Origin of the sequence: Bradyrhizobium diazoefficiens, assembly GCF_016616885.1 — a bacterium.
GTDB lineage: Bacteria > Pseudomonadota > Alphaproteobacteria > Rhizobiales > Xanthobacteraceae > Bradyrhizobium > Bradyrhizobium diazoefficiens_F.
This window is the reverse complement of the sequence record NZ_CP067102.1, coordinates 1,789,060-1,807,767: the sequence shown is the minus strand read 5'-3', so window position 1 is coordinate 1,807,767 and position 18,708 is coordinate 1,789,060. Positions and strand designations below refer to the sequence as shown.

The following is an 18,708-nucleotide window of genomic DNA, read 5'->3' as shown; positions in this document are numbered from 1 at the left end:
CCTCGCGTGCAAGTTGTCACGCCCGACGTGTAGCCAATCAATCTCGGTGGGCATGGGGAGCGTGAATGACGAAGCAGAGGACTCTGCGTCTCGAGATCCTGCTTTTCTCATTTTCTGTTCGTTCCCGTCTCGATTGGCGCAACCGTTGGTAAGCCTGCTCCTCATAGGCAAGTCCGTGTACCACGGCGGTGGGGAGCCACAAAAGACTAAAGGGGCCGCGCGGCCCCTCTAAGATATGTCAGGGCCAAGGAATACCGGCCTAGCTTCCGGACGGCGCGGTCCACGGCAAGGGAGCCAACGCCTCAAACTCCGTCACCACGTCGATAACTGCGGGCTTACCGGACCGCCGCGCATCGTCGAATGCCTTGGCTAAGTCGCCGGGCTTCTCGACCCGCGCACCGAAGCAGTCGAAATCGCGCGCGATTTGCGCGAAATCCGTGTCTCGATAGGCAAAGATCTCCTCCTTGTTGCCTTTCCTTCCTTCATAGGCGATGTCGATGTTTCTTCTACCCTGTCCAAGGCAGTGATTGTTGTTCACGATCGTGATCACGTTAAGGCCATACCGCCTAGCCGTTTCCAGCTCGGGAAGATGATACATAAAGCCTCCATCGCCGGTTAAGCAGACGACGGGGCGATCTGGCAAAGCGCACTGGACGCCGAGCGAAGCAGGAAAGGCCCAACCCAAGGAGCCGGCGGCTCGCAGGTACCCCTGTGCCGGATCGGTGAGATAGACGAGCGTCCCGCTCCAGTGCGATGCGTATCCGGTATCGGCCACCAGCATTGCGTTTTTCGGAAGCCAGTCCGAAATCTCCCGGCACAGGCGCTCCGGTCTGATCGGCGTCGCGTCAGACGATCGCGCTATATCCGCTTCCGCCCGCCATTCGTCGACGTAATCAGTAACCTTCCGCTGCCAACCAGTTCGCGCACGGGATGGCAGTTCCGAGGCAAGGCGCTCGAGAGCCGCTTTCGGGTCACCGTGTATACCAATTGCTTCGGGGAAGTTGCGACCAAGCTCCGCCGGATCAATGTCGATCTGTACAATTTGCGTCTCGGGCTTCGGCAGCTTCCAGTGATTCGTGATCATGTCGCCGGTATCGCTGCCGATGAACATGACAAGATCCGCGTCATGCAGGATTTTGTTTGCACAGGTTCGCGAGTAGGTCCCGGCTACTCCTCCGTTTTGCGGATGAAACTCCGGAAGAGCGTGCTTCGCATCAAGGGACATCACTACTGGAATGCCGTGATGTTCGACGAACGCCTTCAGGGCATCTTCGGCTCCCGACATCATCAAGCCGGCGCCGGCAAGGATCACAGGGCGCTCCGACGCCGCGATTGCGGCAGCAGCACGGCGGACTGATTCCGCGTCCGGAGAAAGACGGAAAGCCGGCACCTTCGCGAAGGTCTCTTCGGCAAAGATGGCGGCCGTGAATTCGGCGGCGCCAACGATGTCGCCCGTATAACCGGCGATGTCGAGATGGACAGGGCGGGAGGCACCGGTGGTTGCCTCTCTGAATGCTTGACGGAGGAGATGGGGCAATTGCACCACCTCATCGACCCGACCTCTGAACTTTGTGACGGAGGCGTAAAGCGGCTCGTGTGGAAGTTCCTGATACGCGTTTCGATACTGATAGTTGGCCGCGTGGCGACCTGTCAACGCGACAACGGGCGAGTAGGCAAACCAGGACTCCTGGAGAGCCGCGGCAAGATTGGCGGCCCCGACGGATTGCGCCATGCAAACGGCAGGCCGTCGCAATGCGCGCGCATAGCCGTCCGCCATGTATGCGATTCCCTTTTCGGAGTGCCCAAGAATCCGTTTGATGCCGAGATCTTCCATCTCAGTGAGCGCCCGCCGCAGAACAGCATCCATGAAGAAGACGTGAGAGATACCCTTCGCCTTGATTGTCTCGGCAATGAAGCGGCCCCCGGTCATGCGGCGGGCCGACTCGAGCGTGGGAATAGATTTAGACAACTTTAGATTATTCATCTCACTCTGTCTCTTTATCGGTTTCGCGCGGGATAACGGCTGCAGAACGGCTCTGGCCTGACCCACAACTCCCCTTCGGTAGATGCATCTCGCGTTGCGCGAGCTTTTTATATGATATAAGAGATCTCGTCAATGCGAGTTCGCAGCCCGCGGCCGGCCCTGCGCTCCGCCCACGACCGGGCTCGCTTGTGAGAAAAACCAACGAAGGAGAGACCATGATCCGCTATGAACTGTCGGGAAAAAGAGCGCTCGTCACAGGTGCCGCTTCAGGCATCGGCTTGGCGACTTTGAAGCGGCTGGCAGAGTCGGGGTGCAGTGTTGTGCTGAACCACCTTTCCGATGATCCAAGGGGGCCTGAGGAGGTGAGCAAGCTCCGCGCGGACGGTTACGACGTCTTTGGCGTACCGGGCGCCATCGGTAATGGGAAAGAGGCAGAGCTGGTAAACGCCGCCGTTGACAAGATGGGCGGCCTCGACCTTCTCGTTAACAATGCTGGCACGCCGGGAGCACGGAAGTCCATTTCGTCTTCCGAACTCGACCTCATTACTGATGAGCTGTGGTCGGCGGTGTTGGACACGAACCTCATCGGGCTTTTCCGATGCACGCGCGCGGCCGCACCGTCCTTGCGGTATTCGAGAGGTGCAATCGTAAGTTTGGCGTCAGTGTCAGCATTGACCTCGAGAGGGTCTAGTCTGGCCTATGCGGCAAGCAAGGCGGGTATCATTGCGATCACCCGCCATCTTGCTCAAGGTCTCGCACCAGAGATTCGGATTAACGCGGTGGCGCCGGGCGCGGTTGATAGCACCTGGCAGATCGAGTGGACGGAAGCGCAGCGGCAAAGCTCTATCGAGCGCACTCCCCTGCGGCGCAGATGCGTTCCCGAGGATATTGCCGAAACGATCGTCTATCTGGGCTTTGCAGCGCCTATGATCACAGGACAGACTATCGTCATAGATGGTGGTCTGACGCTTTAGCTAGGGATCGATTCGATCCTGAAGTTTTCGATTGCATGGAAACATAAATCTACTTGGATCGTATTCGAACCACCCAGCGACTGCCGTGCTGGAAGAGTGACCTAAAGTCGAATCGTGGCAATAGGGATGCTAGCCCGCCGCGCAGAAGCTGCACCAGGTGGCGACAAAGTCGCGCGAACCGCAACTTTGCCGTTTCCCGATTGAGACTTAGTCTGCAAAAGGGATATTATTAACGTGTTCCGACGCAGGTCGTCGTGTTCAGCGCTCGATCAGATCGAAGGTGTCGATGAGCGCGCACATATTGATGAGCCGGGCGGCCTCAAATGGCGAACTGGGCAAAGCGTAGCGCGATTGGCTTTTTGGAAGCGCGCGTCTCCACCGAGCAGCGTAAAATGTAGGCTGCGGAATGGAAGCCGAGTATAGTCATCTCGCGGTCGAAACGGCGAACCTGAATCTTGTCGCGGATGTAACGGAAGAATTCCAGCACAGCACGCCTGCCATACCGGATACCGAGAAACGGAGACGTGTTAATGGGACTGTAGCGCGCCCACCATCGAGCAGACCTTGATAGTCGTTGATCGCGTGATGCAAGGCGCGCGAGAAGCGCCAATAGCAATCCTCTATCATGCGGGCAATTCCTGCAGGTCGATTTTGAGAAGAGTAGCTGCTACGTCGGCGTCCATGTGGACAACCTAAAAGGTGGTCTGAGTGGGCCAAGTGCATCATCGCCGCCGCCCACGCGCAGGGCGAAATGCGGGCTTCGCGCGCTTATCTGGCGCTCGGCGTGCGCCAGGAGCACTGCGAGCTGCGCCGAACGATCCCATCGAACAAGCAGACGAGCTGTGAGCTCGTCAGCGACACCAGGCCGTCCTGGCCAAGGCCAAATAGAGCGCCACGTCTCAAGGCGCTTGGCGTAGAGTGACATGGCGATCCCATTATGCCAAATGATCTTCACGAGGGAGCTGCTACGCCAACAGCCGCGAATGGATCGCGTGAAAAGTTGTGCTGCAGCATCGCCGACGGGTTCTGCATCCCGCATCGCATATCGGTCTGGCCCATCGCGATCCACACCCGCGCACCCGATGGAATCACCGCAACGCCGTAGGCCGCGGCAACGATCACCGGCGATGCCGACGCAAAGATGCTGACCCGCTTACCGCGCGCCAGATCGATGACCATCGCAGAATGGATGCCAGGACACGCACCTCCGGCGTCCTGGATCATCTCCAGTTCGGCGAGCCGGAGCACCGACAGCTCATCGGGCATCGGTTCGCCGCCCGCTTCGCAGAACTTGCGCCGCCACGTGTAAACCAGCGCTGTTCAAACATAGCGTCGCCGAGAGACCTCGGCCACACACTCCTCTGACGAGACCGCGTCGGTAAGGGTCCGCAGCCGCTCTTCGTCACTCCACCGTCGCCGCGCTCGGGCCGCGAAAACAGGGCGACCATCGACCGCTCCTAATGGCAAGTCCCCGAGGCTTGACTCACGAAGGGGATTGATCTGGCGGTGTTCAGCGAGCACTTGCGCACTGGTCGATGTCCGCGCGCTATGGGAGGGCGTCGTAACCACCACACGATTTTCGGCGCCAGGCTCTTTCGCCAGCACCTTGTCGAAATCGGCGTTTGCCGGTCCGTCGCAGCTTTTTGCTGGACCATGCGAGCCATTGCGGCAATGGAACGATCGAGAAGCTGACGACCAGCCTGCGCGCGCTCTTGCGGTATCTCGCTGTCAAAGGCCTTGCCGAGCAGGTCTCGCCGATGTCAGTCCACGCTGGCGGCTTGCTGAGTTGCCGCGGCGTGAGTCCTTCGGCAAAAACCTCCACGCACAAACAGGGCAATATCTGCCCCATATCAGCTCTACACGCAGCTCCACCGCAGACCCGCGGGCGGAAGCCGACATGCGGAATATTTCCGCGTCAGCCCGCCTTCGGCGCAACAGATGGTGCCGACGCTGAAACATGCCGGCCTCATCGGACGGACAGCAGTCAACGACCCCTCCCATCATCGAGATCTTCGTTGATTCTAAATTCCTACCAGAGCTAATCTGACCGCCAGACCCAAGTCGTCAAAATCACAGTACAGAGCTACTACTGGCTTCGACCACAATGCTCTGTGGCGTTCCCGTCGTTAGACTTGAATGCATGCAGCGCCACTCTCTTTGGGTGAGGGAAAGGCCGCGCAACCTACGACGCGGTCTCAAAGACTCTGAGGTGAGCGCCTTGGTGAAGCAGAGCTTTCTGAATGTCTCGAACAGGCATTTCAGATGGTGACACGCCAGTGTTCGCTGCGAGCCCGGCGGCTACACCGGCTGCATGGCCAGTCAGCCAGCATTGCGGTATCTCACGCATGAAGGTTTGCGATGACGCGTCCGTCGAGATGTGCCGACCGGCAACGAGAAGGCCGGATGTCCCCCGCGGCAGCAGGCTGCGGTATGGAACCGACACTGGATCAAATTTTGGCCCGAGACTAGGACTTATGGCGATTTCGTCGTCATGGACCACTCCCTTTCGCCAGTCCTCCCGGATCATAATCCCCTGCCCGAGAAGACGACGAGTCTGGCGCACACCGATCTGCGGTGCCGTCAGCAGGATCCAAGCATCCTTGAACCCAGGGGCATTCGCTCTGTACCAGGAGAGCATCTGCATCATCTTGTCGCGAGACCGCAGTTCGACTTCGGTGAGGTCATCAACATCTAGACCACTGTATCCCGACCAGCGGGGCCCCATGAAGACAGCAACATCGTTCCGCCAGGTCGCCATAGCCACTTCGTAAAGGCCAAGCTCACGCCTTGCCCGAGAGGTAAAATCCGAGAACTCGGCGGTACTTTGGAATGCCAGCCAAGTTTCGTTGTTCACGCCACCCAACAGCCAAGACGTGTTCATGCAGTGATGCATGTTGTTGGGCTCAATGTCGGATGCCGAGGTTTCGCCGGCGTCCGCGAAGATGTCGCCATCGCCGGTGGTATCGATGACAACCTTGGCAGTTACGGCAAATCGCCCCTGCTTGCTTTCGAACACAACCCCGTTAAGGCGGCCGTCCTGGACGATCGCCGAGGAGGCCCAAACATGGAACAGCAACTTGACTCCAGCTTCACGGACTGCCTGGAGTGAGACAGCCTTGAGTGCCTCAGGATCGACCATTGGCGAATGCGTTACGATGCCGTGAAACGCCGAAATGCGCGGTTTCCAGGTCGCGACATGCTCGGCAGCGCGGCTGCCCCAGAGGGACTCCGCAGGCCCCAACACCGCATCTTTAGGCAAACGGTCAAGCAGCTCGCGCCCCAGCCCGGCAATGAGGAGTCGACCATCCCAATCGGTCATTCGGTCGATCCAGATGACTAGGCCACCCGTCGAGAGGCCACCCAAATGGTTGTAGCGCTCGGCCAGGATGACTTTGGCGCCAAGACGACCAGCGGCAATTGCAGCGGCAGTGCCAGCCGGCCCACCTCCAACGACGAGAACGTCAACGGCGTGGCGAACGGGAACTTGCCGCGGCGGCTCGTTCACCATACCCAGGATCTTGCGCTCGCGTCGCTGGCCCCCGGCATTGATTTCCGCCGAATAGCATTCGGCAGCTTCGTCCATCGGCTCGTACATTCCTCAGCTCGCCTCCCGTGTAGATAAATTTCCATTGTGAATTACACCCAGCCTAGAAGTCTAAAACTGCGAAATGGCGGCCTAATTGAATAATTTCTGCAACAAGAACGTCAGTTTTACTGATTTCGAGTTTTATGAGACCTTACCCCGGCCGCTCGCTGGATTCCGGTGCTAGAGATAGCGATAACGGAACATCCAATGCTCATACACCCTAACGGACTGTGCATGTTCCCGTTGGGCTGCGGTTGCTCGCCGGGACGGCCCACCGAACAAATTTGGTTGCGCGACTGGCCGGCGAACAACTGGTACTGGTGCACGCCAGCCATAAACTAGTTTCGGAACCAAGTTACGCTGCGCCACGCAAAAGAAATTTAGGCCAGAAACGAATAGTGCCAACAAATGCAAGATTGGCGCGAACCAACGCTCTGGTGCGAATGGCCGCACGCGGACTTCCTTGGTCATTTTGTGAAACTGGTATCCGTGTTGCTGGATCCGAGCCACATCAGGGGTGGGGAGGCGAACAAAGTGGGGAGGCGAAAGAGGTTCGAGCCCTCGTTGGTTGAAACAATTCGTCCCTCGGGAGGAATCATCTCATGCTCGGTATCTGCCCCTACAACGATCGCATGAAGCTTGGGGAACCGAATTCGCGCCGACTAGCCCGCATTTCTCACAGTGTTGAGGCGCATCGGGGCGCGAATCAGCAAAAGTTCTTTTGCGAGAACGACTTTGCGATGATTCAAGGAATGCCCCGATGCCGACAGAGTGTAGCGCAGAGCAGTTTGATTTTGGAAAGGTGGAAGGCCGCGCCGTGGAAGCGGCCTTTGTGGCGGCCCGGTGACGTCGGATGCCGGGGCGCTTCTTCTGGGCACCGCCGACCGGGCGATCGATCTGGTGGGTCGCTTTGCGGACTGCTTTCGCGATCATCGCCGTCAGGACTTGATTGAGCATGTGGTCGGCACGCTGCAGTTCGTGGACGTGCATCAGACCGTCAGCCATCGATCGCTTACGTATTGGGAGCCGCGCTCCGATTGTGATGTACCGCAACGAGAGCGACGATCGCCTGGACCGGCAAGCTCTTGAGATCGATTTATTGGTTAACCCCTGCCAGTCGACCCGGCGCGCCGAGTAGCCTGGCTTATCCCTGCCGTCGAGGCGAAACGCACATCCGTTGATACATCGTAGTCGGCCGCGAACCGCAGCCTCGCCTAGCGGCCGTACTCGCCTGATAGATTCCTGGTACAGGTCATATGCTTTGTAAGCTGCGAATTCCGTCTCGTTGTCGAACTCATCATACACAACGTCAATATCGTTGCCGAGCTGGTCGATCTTGCCGTTACGCGCTATTTCGAGCCGGCGTGCATGTGGGATTGTGGGAGAACCGATAGGCCTTCGACCATTTCGACCACATGGGTCTTAATCCCTGGCAGTGAACAAGACGATGTGACGAATCATGGATGGCCCTCGGTGATGTCGAAGCAGGTCGCACTACTATCTTGGGATGGAGCCCGCTGCAACGCTCCTCCGGCATGCCACGTCGCGATCGGCGCAGAGGCGTTGCTGGCGATGCTTCCGCACGTGCTCTGGCTCGCTATCTGCGGCAGTAGCGGCGTCCGAGGCCGAGGGCTGAGCGCGCTGCCGAGCCCCGTGACTTGAGCCGCCGGCCCTCAGGCGTCGTCGGAGGCGATTGCCTCGGCTGGCAAGTGAACCCGCTGTTGAAAACCAATCCGTCACGACATGGTCTAGACGCCCCTGATGTCGGAGCTCGTAGAAGAGGTGCCATGTCAATTGCTCATAGTCCCTCCATTGTCTTGGCGGCGCGATCACGAGCACGAACTCCGATTCCTCCGGTGAGACAATAGCTGCTCACGATCGCGGGTGCGGCCCGCTGTTGAAGCGGCCGACCATCGCGGTACGCTCGGCGATCCAGCACTAGTGAGAAGGCCGTCGAGTGCCGATGACCTCGGCGTGACACGATCGAAGCGTCACTCGCTCGAGGTAGGGCCTTCAATACTCCCGCACCTTTGGCAGATCCCGCGTTGGACTTCTGCGCCACAGCGGGAAAACTAGCCGTATATATGCGTCCTCACGACACGCTTCCCTCGGCCTTGTGAATCCGATGGTTGCATCAGAGCACTAGCGACCGCCAGGTCCGGAGATCAGATTAAGGCGGCGCGCCCCTGTCATTTGCCCAATTCCTGCGATCCAGGACTGATTTTGCGGTCTTCCGGTATCTAAACTCGTCCATATGTCGCCACATCGGAAGACCGGCACAAGCTGCCGCGGTTGAGGACAGGTCCATGTTGTTTAAGAGCTATATCAGGGGCTGCGCCGTCCTTCGAAATGTGATTGACGGCTTCCTAAAGGGACCGGCATGGGCGAAATTCGATCCTGAGTTAGGCTACTTGCAGGCCAATTTTGTCCGCCAAGATGGCATTGACGGCGCCGCCTCTGTTTACACATTCCGACCCCATGGGGCGCGCACATCGTTCCTGTACGCCAACAGGAAGCCGCGCATCAACAGTTATGGAAATAGTTTCACAGAAGGGGAACAGGTCAGTGATGGGGAGACGTGGCAGGAATATCTGGCAGCGCACATCGGCGAACCGATCGGCAACTATGGCATAGGATCCTATGGCGTCTATCAGGCATACCGGAGATTGGTCCGGCAGGAGCGGACGGAACACGGAGCTGAATATCTCATCTTCTATGTATGGGGAGATGACCCAACGAGGAGCCTCATGCGGATGCAACATTGCGCATTCTACGCGTGGTTTAGGGCCAAGGGCGGCCGTGCCGAGAATTTCCATGGAAATCCCTGGGCTCATATTGAAATGAATTTGAATACGGGGCTTTTCGTCGAAAGGGAAAATCCCCTGACAACGCGGGAATCACTTTACAAAGTGACAGATCCGGACTGGATGGAGTCACACCTAAAGGACGATCTTGCGCTCCAGTTGATGACCTATTCAGAAGGACTCATCGATGATCTTGATCGCAACGCGATCGACAAGCTTGCTAAGATACTCGACTTCCCATTCGATTGGAACGCCGATCCTAGTGGAGGCATGTTAGAGAACCCTATCGCTATAACTCGAAGGGTCGCGCCGCGCACAGCTATGCAGGCTCAGGCCGCAGCTCTGCTGAACCGTTATTCTCAACGTGCGAACATCTATACGTTGGAGAAGCTTCGCTCCTTCGCCAAGCGCGACGGGAAGAAGATTCTTTTCGTGCTTTTCGACCCTTACGGCGCAATGCAAGAAATGAATAAGAACCTGCCACGTCGAGACCAGGAGACTGTCGATTATTTGAAAGTAACTGAGCAACAATATATCGATATCAATCAGGTCCATCTACGGGATTTTGCAAAATATCGCCTAAGCTGGGAAGACTATCAGAAAGAGTATCTGATTGGGCACTACAATCCGCATGGAAACCATTTCTTCGCTTTTGCGATCAAGGATAAGGTAGTCCAATGGCTGGATCCCAAGCCGACAAACTATAGTAGGCCTGACGCCAGTAGAGTTGATTTTGAGGGCTATTTGCAAGGTTATTGAGGAATGAGCGGCACTCAAGGACGATATCGTGGAGCAGGAGTGTACGTCCACCGGCTTAGAGCCTAGTCCGAAATTCGGTAGAGTGGTATCAGCTTGGAGGGTACAGGCAGGGCGATCGAACTTGCGCGGATGTTGGCTGCGCATTTCGTTGATTGTGAGCGGCGATTTCACGCGATGGTGAGCGTTCGTTTCGCTTGATCGTGAGCATGAATTTCACGCGATCATGAGCGGCCGCTTCGACTGACAAGGTGATTGGGTCAGGGGTTTGAGTTTGCGTTTAAGAGTTTGATTGCGGGCAGTCTGCTTTCGCATGCTTTCTCCGATGAATTGAAGGCGATGGGCGTTGTGAACGAGACGGTCTAGGATGCCGAACACGGCAGAGTGCCACAATTCCTGGCCGGATCGTGTCTCATCGACTCCCGTTATTTCGTTTTTGGACACCGGCTTGTGGTGGTGCCGGAGCGATCGGCACGCGGCTCCGCGTACGTGGTTGTAGCGTTACCTGACGGGCGTCGCCAAGCTGCGCTCGGCGCGTCCTGCGATTACCGGAGCCATATCGGTTGGCAACGTACGGTGATGAGTTCGCGGATTCGCGTTTGAAAACGCTGATTTCGAGATTTTTTGGACTGCTAAGTCGTTGATTTGAAACGATCGAGGTCTTCCATTGTAGCCAAGAACGGCTGTAGTGAAGACCTACCGGATTCCCAAGCGCGGCATGGTGCGGATAGATTCGCCGCGTCATGTTTCTCCGACGCACCGAGCGAAAGAAGAACGGCAAGACGCACCACTACTGGAGCGTGGAGAACAAGCGTCTCGATGACGGCCGCGTGGTGCAGCGGCATGTGCTGTATCTAGGCGAGATCAACTCTTCGCAGGCCGCGAGCTGGCGCAAGGCGATCGAAGTATTCGACGAGGACGCCAGCCGGGCTCGGACACTAGCGCTGTTCCCAGAGGATCGATGCAAGGTGGTCGCGGGGATGCGTCCGTCGTTCAGCTTCGCCTATCCGAGATGCGGCTTCACCGTCCGCGGCAATGGGGCGCCTGTTGGTTGGCCGGACAGCTGTGGCAGGAGCTTCAGCTCGATCGGTTCTGGACCGATCGGCTGCCGCCGAGCAGGAAACGAACACCGTGGGATCAAATGCTGCAGGTGCTGGCGACCTATCGTCTGATCGCGCCGGGGAGCGAGTGGCGGCTGCATCGGCAATGGTTCGGTCTCAGTGCGATGGCCGATCTGTTGGGAGCGGACTTCGGCCTAGCGGAAGAACACAAGCTCTATGCCTGCCATGATCTGCTGCTCGAGCACAAGGAGGTGCTGTTCTCGCATCTGGTCGGGCGCTGGCGCGATCTGTTCAACGCCGACTTCGACGTGCTGCTGTACGATCTGACCAGCACCTACTTCGAGGTCAATGCCGCTGACCTGCCGGAGGGAAGCAAGCGTCGCCACGGCTACAGCCGCGACAAGCGGCCGGACTGCCCGCAAGTGGTGATCGCGCTGGTGGTGACACCCGATGGCTTGCCGCTGGCCTACGAGGTGCTGCTCGGCAACACTGCCCACAGCAAGACGCTGCGAATGTTCCTGGGCAAGATCGAGCAGCAATACGGCTAGGCGCGCCGGGTCTGGGTGATGGATCGCGGCGTGCCGACCGAGGCCGTGCTGGCCGAGATGCGCAACAGCGATCCGCCGGTGCAGTATCTGGTCGGAACGCCGAAGGGGCGCCTGAACTGCCTGGAGAAGCACCTCGTGGACAAGCCCTGGCAGAATGCGCGCGAGGGTGTGAAGGTCAAGCTTCTGGCCGAGGACGGCGAACTCTATGTCTTCGCGCAGAGCCATGATCGCGTCACCAAGGAACGCGCCATGCGCCGACGGCTATTGAACTGGCTGTGGAAGCGGCTCCGGCAAATCGCCGCCATGGAAATCTCGCGCGAAGAACTGCTGATGAAGCTCGGCGGCGCACGCTCCAAGGTACCGGCGGCCCGGCGCCTTGTCCACATCGAAGTTGACAAGCAGCGCCCGAGCTTCACCTTCGCGCTCAATCGCAGCAAGCTGCGCAGAACGCGCCGGCGCGAGGGGCGCTATCTGTTGCGGACCAATCTCACCGAGAACGATCCCGCCCAGCTCTGGCAATACTACACGCAACTCGTCGCCGTCGAAGAGGCGTTCCGCAATCTCAAAGGCGACCTCGCCATCCGTCCGGTCTTCTATGAAGACGAGAAGCGGATCGAGCCCACATCTTCGTCGCCTTCCTGGCTTACTGCATGCAGATCACGCTCACGCGTCGCCTTCATGCTTTGGCACCCGGACTGACCGCGCGCAGTGCGCTTGAAAAGTTCGCCCCGTCCAGATGATCGAGCGAGCTGTATGATTGCAATGCGTGGAGGTCAGGCAGCTTGCTGATCAGCGGGCTTGTCAGCTTGGCGCAGAAGCTTCCATTCTCAGGGCAGCAGTTCGCGCAGACGCGATGCAGGAAGATCGGCGATACGGGCGAGGACGTCGGCGAGCCAAGCCTTGGGATCGACGTCGTTGAAGCGACAGGTCGTGATCATCGTCGGCATGATGGCGGCATGGTCGGCGCCACGCCGGCTGCCGGCGAAGGTCCAGTTTCGCCTTCCCAAGGCGATGCCTCTCAATGCGCACTCAGCGCAATTGTCGGTCAAGCAGATTCTGCCATCGTCGAGGAAGCGGGCGAAGTCGGCCCAGCGCCTGAGCATGTAATTCATAGGCTTCAGGACCTCGGAGGAGCGCGAGAGGGTTTCGCGCTGACGGAGCAGCCAAGGGTGGATGTTGTCGAGAAGCGGCTTGCTCTGCTCCTGGCGCACCGCGCGCCGCTCGTCGGCGCTACGGCCATCGATGGCGTTCGATCTCGAACAACGCGTCGAGGCGCCTGACCGCCTCCAGCGCGATCGGGGAGATGGGTTTGCCCTTCTGGCCTTCCCGGGCGTTTTCTCGATGTCGGCCAGCTCGAGCATTCAGCGGTGGTTTGCTGACCGCTGGGGTAAACCCACAGAACATCTTCTGCGAATGCGGCCCCAGGACCGATCGTGGCCGGAAGCAATAACCGAGAAAGTCAAACATGACCGTCTCGCTTTTACCCCGGCGTTGATCATCCTTGCAGTAGACAATCCTCGTCTTCGTAGGATGCAATTCCAGGCGGCACTCTGCGAGCCGAGCCTGGAGCGCTTCGCGAACGCTTTGCGCCTCCATCTCATTCCGACAATGTACCAACCCGTCGTCCGCATACCGACACCACCTCAGAGCGGGGAACGCCCGCGCCATCCAGAGGTCAAATGCGTAATGCATAAAGAGGTTGGCGAGGATCGGGCTCACCACGCCCTCTTGTGGGGTCCCGCGGCTTCGCTCGATCACTGTTCCATCCTCTTGCACCATCGGCGCTGTCAGCCATCGTTCGATGTAGAGCAGCGCCCACGCGCACGTCATATGTTTCCGAACAGCCCGCAGCAGAAGCTCGTGGTCGATATTGTCGAACAGTCCCTTGATGTCGAACTCTAGAACCCAATCGTACTTCCAGCACCGCTGTCGCGTCACGCCTACGGCATCGAGGGCCGATTTACCGGGTCTGTAGCCGTAAGAATCCGCCAGAAAGATTGCGTCGAGAGCCGGCCCAATCAATTGTTTGACAACCGTCTGTGGCACGCGGTCTGCCACAGTGGGCACCCCGAGGATCCTTTGGCCCCCACTCTTCTTCGGAATGGAGACGGCGCGAACAGGCGCCGGGAAGTAAGCGCCTGAGCTCATTCGATTCCAAATCTTGTAGAGATTGCTCTTCAAATCGGACTCGAACTGCTCAATCGTCACTCCGCGACACCGGCTGCACCACAATTGGCTCGCACCTGCAGATATGCTTCGTACACCTCTCTCTTGTCGATGTTGAACGGTTTACTCGGCTGGTTCACCGTCGTCCTCCTGTTGTCAGTTGCAACGATTGCCAGCCCACCTGATCCGATCCCTTTGCTCCGGCCCATTACGAGCCTTCATCGCTAATACGGATCGGTCCGTCCCAGTGCTCGGCGTCGGTACTCTCGCCTCGCGGTCTTCTCCGCTTGTGCTTCTCCCTTTCCATCGGAGCGACTGGTTCCTGCAGTTCCGCGGCAGCGCCTGCATCCGATTCACGCCCATCAACGCCGGTTGCCGCCCGCCCGGTCATCAGGCTTCCGGCGGGCTCATCCCAGAGGGACGACACACCTCTGGTTTTGACGACGATTTCCACGTTGCTCGATCATCCTTTCTGTGCTTCTGCAGCACACTGTCGTCGCCATGAAGGCGCTCAGCTGCGAGCACATGACGCTCGATCAGCTGGAAGAGCTGCATGACAGCGAAAGTTCGGTGGCCGACCTGGTCGGCCATCGTCGACAATGGCAGGTCGATTCCTTCGCACTTGAAGCGCATGCTCTGGCGGTTGAGCGGGATATGCATGCCGAACTTGTCGAATAGGATCGTCGCCAGCAACTGCGGGCCGATGAAGCCGTGCGGCGTGGCATGGAAGGGCGCCGGCGGCTGGGTGATCTTCTCGCAATCGCGGCAGGTGAACTTCTCACGCACCGTCTCGATGACCTTGAAGAGCCGCGGGATCTCCTCCAACGTCTTGGTCACATCCTCACCGATCTTCGCCAGCCGCGATCCACCGCAGCAGGCACAGATCGTAGGGGCCTCAATGACGACGCGCTCGCGTTCGATGTAATCCGGCCATAGTTTGCGGACCGGCCGCTTGCGCATGAAGGGGCGAACGTTTCTGCGTCTTCGCCGCTGCGGCCTGCGCGGCAAGCTCATGCTCGCTCGCCTGGTGACGAGCTCTTCGAGCTCCAATTCCAGCTACTCGAGCAGCCGTGGCGTGCGCTCGGAGCGCTGCCCGTACAGTGCGCGTTTGAGCTTCTCAATCCGCAGCTCGAGATGCGCGATCAGCGCCTCCTTGTCCGACAGCTCCGCCCGCGCACCGGCAGCCGCCGCCTCGGCTCGCAGCCGCGCCTCACGCTCGGCCTGAAGCGCCGCCAGGGCGCTCGCAAGATCCGATGGAAGATTGTTCGGCTTCGATATCATGACGCCATTGAATCAGATCAGGCTGCAGATTCAAATCGTAAAAGCGGCTATCCGACCCGCGTCGGACGCTGGGTTTCTTGAGGGTTGCGCCAATCGATCCCGGACAACGAGGGGATCGAGAGATACCCATAAGAGTGACGATGACGTAGCCACCTCCGAAGAAGTGGAAGTTATCGATCCGCGCCATCCGCTTTATGGCCGGCGCTATCGATTGATCTCGATCGGCAAGGAGACGACAACACGTGGAGCGTGCAAGGAGCTCTTTGCACGTGTAGATTACCGATTCGGTCTCACGCTTCTTTTGCCGCTCGGGGTGACGAATCTCGAGCGGAATGGCTTTCTGCGCGCCGCGCCGACCAAGCTGAGCCTCGAGGCGCTGCAGGACTTAATCGCGTTGGCCGAAGAGAGCGGGGGCACATGCCCATCGAACCTCGAGAGGTCTGGCGCAGTCTGCCGGAATCGCTCCGGCAGACGATCGCAGAAGATCTCGGCCAAGTCCTGCGGGAGATGAGCGATGGGCTCGGAACTCGTCAAGCCGGATCACCTGGACCGCAAAGCAGTGGTGTATGTGCGGCAGTCGACACCGCACCAAGTGATCACCAATCAAGAAAGCCTGAAGCTTCAGTACGCCCTCTCGCAGCGCGCTCGCGACCTCGGATGGCGCGAGGCGGACATCGACGTGATTGATAGCGATCTTGGGTTGAGCGGCGCTGCGGCAGCCCACAGGAAAGGATTTAAGGACCTGGTCGCGCGGGTCACTCTTGGTGAAGTTGGCCTTATCCTGTCGATGGACGTGACGCGCCTGGCGCGCAATTGTTCGGATTGGTACCCGCTGCTTGATGTCTGCGGGCACCGCCGTTGTTTGATCGCCGACCGGGATGGCGTCTATGATCCCGGAACGCCCAATGGGCGCCTTCTGCTCGGCTTGAAGGGAACGATCTCAGAGCTGGAATTGCACACGATCAAGAGCCGGATGACGGCTGGGCGTATGGCAAAGGCCGAACGCGGTGACTTGGCCCTGCAATTGCCGGCGGGCCTTGTCCGGGACCCTTCTGGGGTGGTCACGAAGGATCCCAATCTCGAGGTGCAGGGACGTCTGTCGCTGCTCTTCGAGACCTTCCTGAAAGTGCGAACGGCCGCACAAGCGATGCGGGCCTTTGTTGGCCGCGGCTTGGCACTGCCTCGCCGCGACCGCCATTGCGATCTGCGCTGGCAGCCCGCGACGGTATCGGCCGTGACGGCGATCCTCAAGAATCCGGCCTATGCAGGCGCCTTTGTCTATGGAAGGACTTGGCAGAAGCCGTCCAAAATACCGGGAGAGCGTCCACAAAAAACTCCGCGTCGTGGAACGGACTGGAGGATCGTGGTGAAGGGAAAGTACCCGGCCTATATCGATTGGGAGACCTTCGAGAAGATCCAGGCGATGCTGCGTGACAATCGTGCGGAGTACCAGCACATCAAGAGCCGTGGCATCCCGCGTGATGGGGCAGCCCTGCTCCACGGTATCACCTATTGCGGCGAATGCGGACACAAGATGACCGTGCGTTACAAGGGCGGCAGTCAATATGTCTGCAATCATCTGAAAATCCAGCGCGGCGTGCCGGAATGTCAGAATCTGCGTGCTGCACCGATCGACGCACAGGTTGCCGCGGCATTCTTGGAAGCGATGGCGCCGGCGGAAATTGATGCGTTATCCAAAGCGCGTAAGACCCATCTGGAGTCCGAAAAAGCACTGCGCCACGCCGAGGAGCAGCAGATTGAGAGGCTGCGCTATCAGGCAGCCCTGGCTGAGCGTCAGTTCAATCGCGCCGACCCCGACAACCGGCTGGTGACTGGCGAACTGGAACGGCGGTGGGAAGCCGCTCTATTGGAGGTGCGCCGAGCCGAGGAAGCGTTGGTCCAGCGCAAGATACCCAAGGCCAATGAGCCCTTGGGCGTTCCTCACGATCTGCGTGCCAAGGTGATCGCCCTTGGAAATCGCCTTCCTGAGCTATGGGACAACCCGGCGACCCGCAGGGACCACCGCAAGGCGCTCCTGCGCTGTCTGATCGAGAAGGTCGTCATGCGCCGCTGCGCCCGCGACAAGGCTGAGGTGCGCATTGTGTGGCGCGGCGGCGCTACCACCGAGCTTGTAGTCACCCTACCTGTCAATGCTGTGGCTGCGCTGCCGCGTCACAAGGAGATGGTGGAACGCATATACGCATTGGCGCGGGATGGCGCCTACGACGATGAGATCGCGCGCATTCTGACGCAGGAAGGACATCACTCGCCATGGGAGGCTGACAAAGTTTTGCCGATCACAGTCCGGCGCATTCGTCTTAAACACCGCCTCAAGGTGCGGCATCGAACACGGTGGCCGGCGGTTGCCGACCATTTGACAGTAACCCAACTGGCACAACGCCTCAGGATACCCGTCAAGTGGATCTATGTTCAGCTCAAGCGAGGGCGCATCCTGACCACCCGAGAGGCTTCCGGCCGCTTTCTCTTTCCTGACAACACAATCGCGTTGCAAACCATTCGCAGCTTGAGAAATCATCGTGTCGCGAAGATTGATCTGAGGGAGGATCACCATGAAAAGTAGGGGCATCAACAACAGCCCTCGAACAGATAGCTCAACTGCGCCGGAGAGATCGTTACCGATTCGCCGGCAACTGATGTCCAGATAAACCTTCCTCTCTCGAGTCTTTCGGTAAACAGGCATACTCCCTGGCTATCGGGCCAAATGACCTTCAAAGGATCGCCGCGTTTGCCCCTGAAGCAGAAAAGACTGCCGCCCATGGCGTCGCGCTTGAGCAATTCCTGCACGCGCAGAGCCAGGCTCGGAAAGCCACCCCGCATGTCTGTATGGCCCGTCGCCAGCCACACTCGCAGGCCCGTCGGGATCGGGATCACCGTAGTGTCTCCAACCCTCGCATGATCTGTAGCAAAACCGCGACATCGACGTTGCGATCCACGATCACGCGTCGGCCATTCGCGGTCACAACTTCCAGAGTGCCAGTCGCCGCCGGTACCGCACGCTCCATCGTCGACTGGACCTCCGACACAATCCGGGCCGGCACAAATCCACCTACCTGACAGCCGGCAAGCTGTCCTTCGGAATAGGCCTTGCCACGAAAACAGAAGCTGTTTCGAAAGGCCATGATGCCGTGCTGTCGCCGACACCAGCCGCGGACCCGAAAAGCTTTCCTCGATAATCCGCAGCTTCTCGGCAGCCGACCAGCGCCGACGCGGACCAGTCTCCACAATTTCAAGGCGACGCACTTGGCGACTATCAGTAAGGATATCCATACCGACAGTCAGCTACAGACCGGATAAACTCGCAAGACGGCCGTCCTCGGACGAGTACAGCGTATCGGCCACGACCGCATGCTATGCAGAGTGCGTGCTGCTGTCCGAAACCAAACGCGCCCGATGTCTGGAACACGCCAAAGCGCTTGCAAAACGACATTCGGCGGCAAAACCGCCAATGATGTCTCTAGTTCGCGCTGGCCCAAATCCTGCTCCGTGCTACGGAGGGGTCCTGATTTGAGGTTCGAACCATTCGGAAT

At 58.9% G+C, this 18,708-nt stretch carries 10 protein-coding genes and 6 pseudogenes; 6 read left to right on the top strand and 10 right to left on the bottom strand.

Going from position 1 to position 18,708, the window contains the following annotated elements:
* Positions 1-259 precede the first annotated feature (259 nt).
* Positions 260-1,984: a thiamine pyrophosphate-binding protein gene (locus JJC00_RS08365; protein WP_200472148.1), complete on the bottom strand. Its 1,725-nt coding sequence runs from the start codon at positions 1,982-1,984 to the stop codon at positions 260-262.
* A gap of 215 nt (positions 1,985-2,199) precedes the next feature.
* Here JJC00_RS08365 and JJC00_RS08360 point away from each other — a divergent pair, with 215 nt between their 5' ends.
* Entirely contained in the window at positions 2,200-2,958 is a 759-nt protein-coding gene (locus JJC00_RS08360; protein ID WP_200472147.1) for an SDR family NAD(P)-dependent oxidoreductase, read from the top strand.
* A gap of 319 nt (positions 2,959-3,277) precedes the next feature.
* Here the strand turns inward: JJC00_RS08360 and JJC00_RS37960 are convergent, their stop codons facing one another.
* The 3 genes from JJC00_RS37960 to JJC00_RS08345 form a co-directional block, all read right to left on the bottom strand.
* A complete protein-coding gene (locus tag JJC00_RS37960) occupies positions 3,278-3,445 on the bottom strand; it encodes a hypothetical protein (protein ID WP_246774137.1) in 168 nt (55 codons plus the stop codon).
* Positions 3,446-3,909: 464 nt separating this feature from the next.
* Positions 3,910-4,224: a hypothetical protein gene (locus JJC00_RS08350; protein WP_200472146.1), complete on the bottom strand. Its 315-nt coding sequence runs from the start codon at positions 4,222-4,224 to the stop codon at positions 3,910-3,912.
* Positions 4,225-5,140: 916 nt separating this feature from the next.
* Positions 5,141-6,553 (bottom strand): FAD-dependent oxidoreductase, encoded by a 1,413-nt coding sequence (locus tag JJC00_RS08345; RefSeq protein ID WP_200472145.1) that lies wholly within the window; start codon positions 6,551-6,553, stop codon positions 5,141-5,143.
* Positions 6,554-7,304: 751 nt separating this feature from the next.
* Between JJC00_RS08345 and JJC00_RS38925 the strand changes: the two are divergent.
* From JJC00_RS38925 to JJC00_RS37950, 3 genes and pseudogenes are all read left to right on the top strand, one after another.
* Positions 7,305-7,516 (top strand): annotated as a pseudogene (locus JJC00_RS38925) (transposase); the annotation flags it as partial.
* Positions 7,517-8,850: 1,334 nt separating this feature from the next.
* Positions 8,851-10,107 carry a hypothetical protein gene (locus JJC00_RS08335; RefSeq protein ID WP_200472143.1) on the top strand — a complete coding sequence of 419 codons (1,257 nt, stop codon included), beginning with the start codon at positions 8,851-8,853 and terminating at the stop codon, positions 10,105-10,107.
* A gap of 740 nt (positions 10,108-10,847) precedes the next feature.
* Positions 10,848-12,441, top strand: a pseudogene (locus tag JJC00_RS37950) (IS1634 family transposase); the annotation flags it as partial.
* Between the two features lie 99 nt (positions 12,442-12,540).
* Here JJC00_RS37950 and JJC00_RS08315 read toward each other — a convergent pair.
* The 3 pseudogenes from JJC00_RS08315 to JJC00_RS08305 form a co-directional block, all read right to left on the bottom strand.
* Positions 12,541-13,068: pseudogene (locus JJC00_RS08315) on the bottom strand (IS66 family transposase); the annotation flags it as partial.
* 124 nt (positions 13,069-13,192) lie between these two features.
* Positions 13,193-13,921: pseudogene (ltrA, locus tag JJC00_RS08310) on the bottom strand (group II intron reverse transcriptase/maturase); the annotation flags it as partial.
* Positions 13,922-14,367: 446 nt separating this feature from the next.
* Positions 14,368-15,160: pseudogene (locus tag JJC00_RS08305) on the bottom strand (IS66 family transposase); the annotation flags it as partial.
* Here JJC00_RS08305 and JJC00_RS08300 point away from each other — a divergent pair.
* Positions 15,141-15,671: a hypothetical protein gene (locus JJC00_RS08300; RefSeq protein ID WP_200472140.1), complete on the top strand. Its 531-nt coding sequence runs from the start codon at positions 15,141-15,143 to the stop codon at positions 15,669-15,671. The pseudogene JJC00_RS08305 and the gene JJC00_RS08300 sit on opposite strands and share 20 nt — an antisense overlap.
* Positions 15,672-15,674: 3 nt before the next feature.
* Complete coding sequence (locus tag JJC00_RS08295) at positions 15,675-17,741, top strand: recombinase family protein (protein ID WP_200472139.1); 2,067 nt, start codon at positions 15,675-15,677, stop codon at positions 17,739-17,741.
* 5 nt (positions 17,742-17,746) lie between these two features.
* Here JJC00_RS08295 and tnpB read toward each other — a convergent pair whose 3' ends face one another.
* From tnpB to JJC00_RS38715, 3 genes and pseudogenes are all read right to left on the bottom strand, one after another.
* Entirely contained in the window at positions 17,747-18,052 is a 306-nt protein-coding gene (gene tnpB, locus JJC00_RS08290; protein ID WP_246774136.1) for an IS66 family insertion sequence element accessory protein TnpB, read from the bottom strand.
* Positions 18,049-18,300, bottom strand: a complete 252-nt coding sequence (locus tag JJC00_RS38720) for an IS66 family insertion sequence element accessory protein TnpB (protein ID WP_349643537.1) — start codon at positions 18,298-18,300, stop codon at positions 18,049-18,051. The genes tnpB and JJC00_RS38720 overlap by 4 nt, the downstream gene beginning before the upstream one ends.
* Before the next feature lie 13 nt (positions 18,301-18,313).
* Positions 18,314-18,448, bottom strand: a pseudogene (locus tag JJC00_RS38715) (IS66-like element accessory protein TnpA); the annotation flags it as partial.
* Between the last annotated feature and the right edge of the window lie 260 nt (positions 18,449-18,708).

Coding starts and splice junctions, on each gene's coding strand:
- JJC00_RS08295 (WP_200472139.1), top strand. CDS start 15,675: ATGGGCTCGGAACTCGTCAAGCCGGATCACCTGGACCGCAAAGCAGTG.
- JJC00_RS08350 (WP_200472146.1), bottom strand. CDS start 4,224: ATGCCCGATGAGCTGTCGGTGCTCCGGCTCGCCGAACTGGAGATGATC.
- JJC00_RS08335 (WP_200472143.1), top strand. CDS start 8,851: ATGTTGTTTAAGAGCTATATCAGGGGCTGCGCCGTCCTTCGAAATGTG.
- JJC00_RS08360 (WP_200472147.1), top strand. CDS start 2,200: ATGATCCGCTATGAACTGTCGGGAAAAAGAGCGCTCGTCACAGGTGCC.
- JJC00_RS08345 (WP_200472145.1), bottom strand. CDS start 6,553: ATGTACGAGCCGATGGACGAAGCTGCCGAATGCTATTCGGCGGAAATC.
- JJC00_RS38720 (WP_349643537.1), bottom strand. CDS start 18,300: ATGGCCTTTCGAAACAGCTTCTGTTTTCGTGGCAAGGCCTATTCCGAA.
- JJC00_RS08365 (WP_200472148.1), bottom strand. CDS start 1,984: ATGAATAATCTAAAGTTGTCTAAATCTATTCCCACGCTCGAGTCGGCC.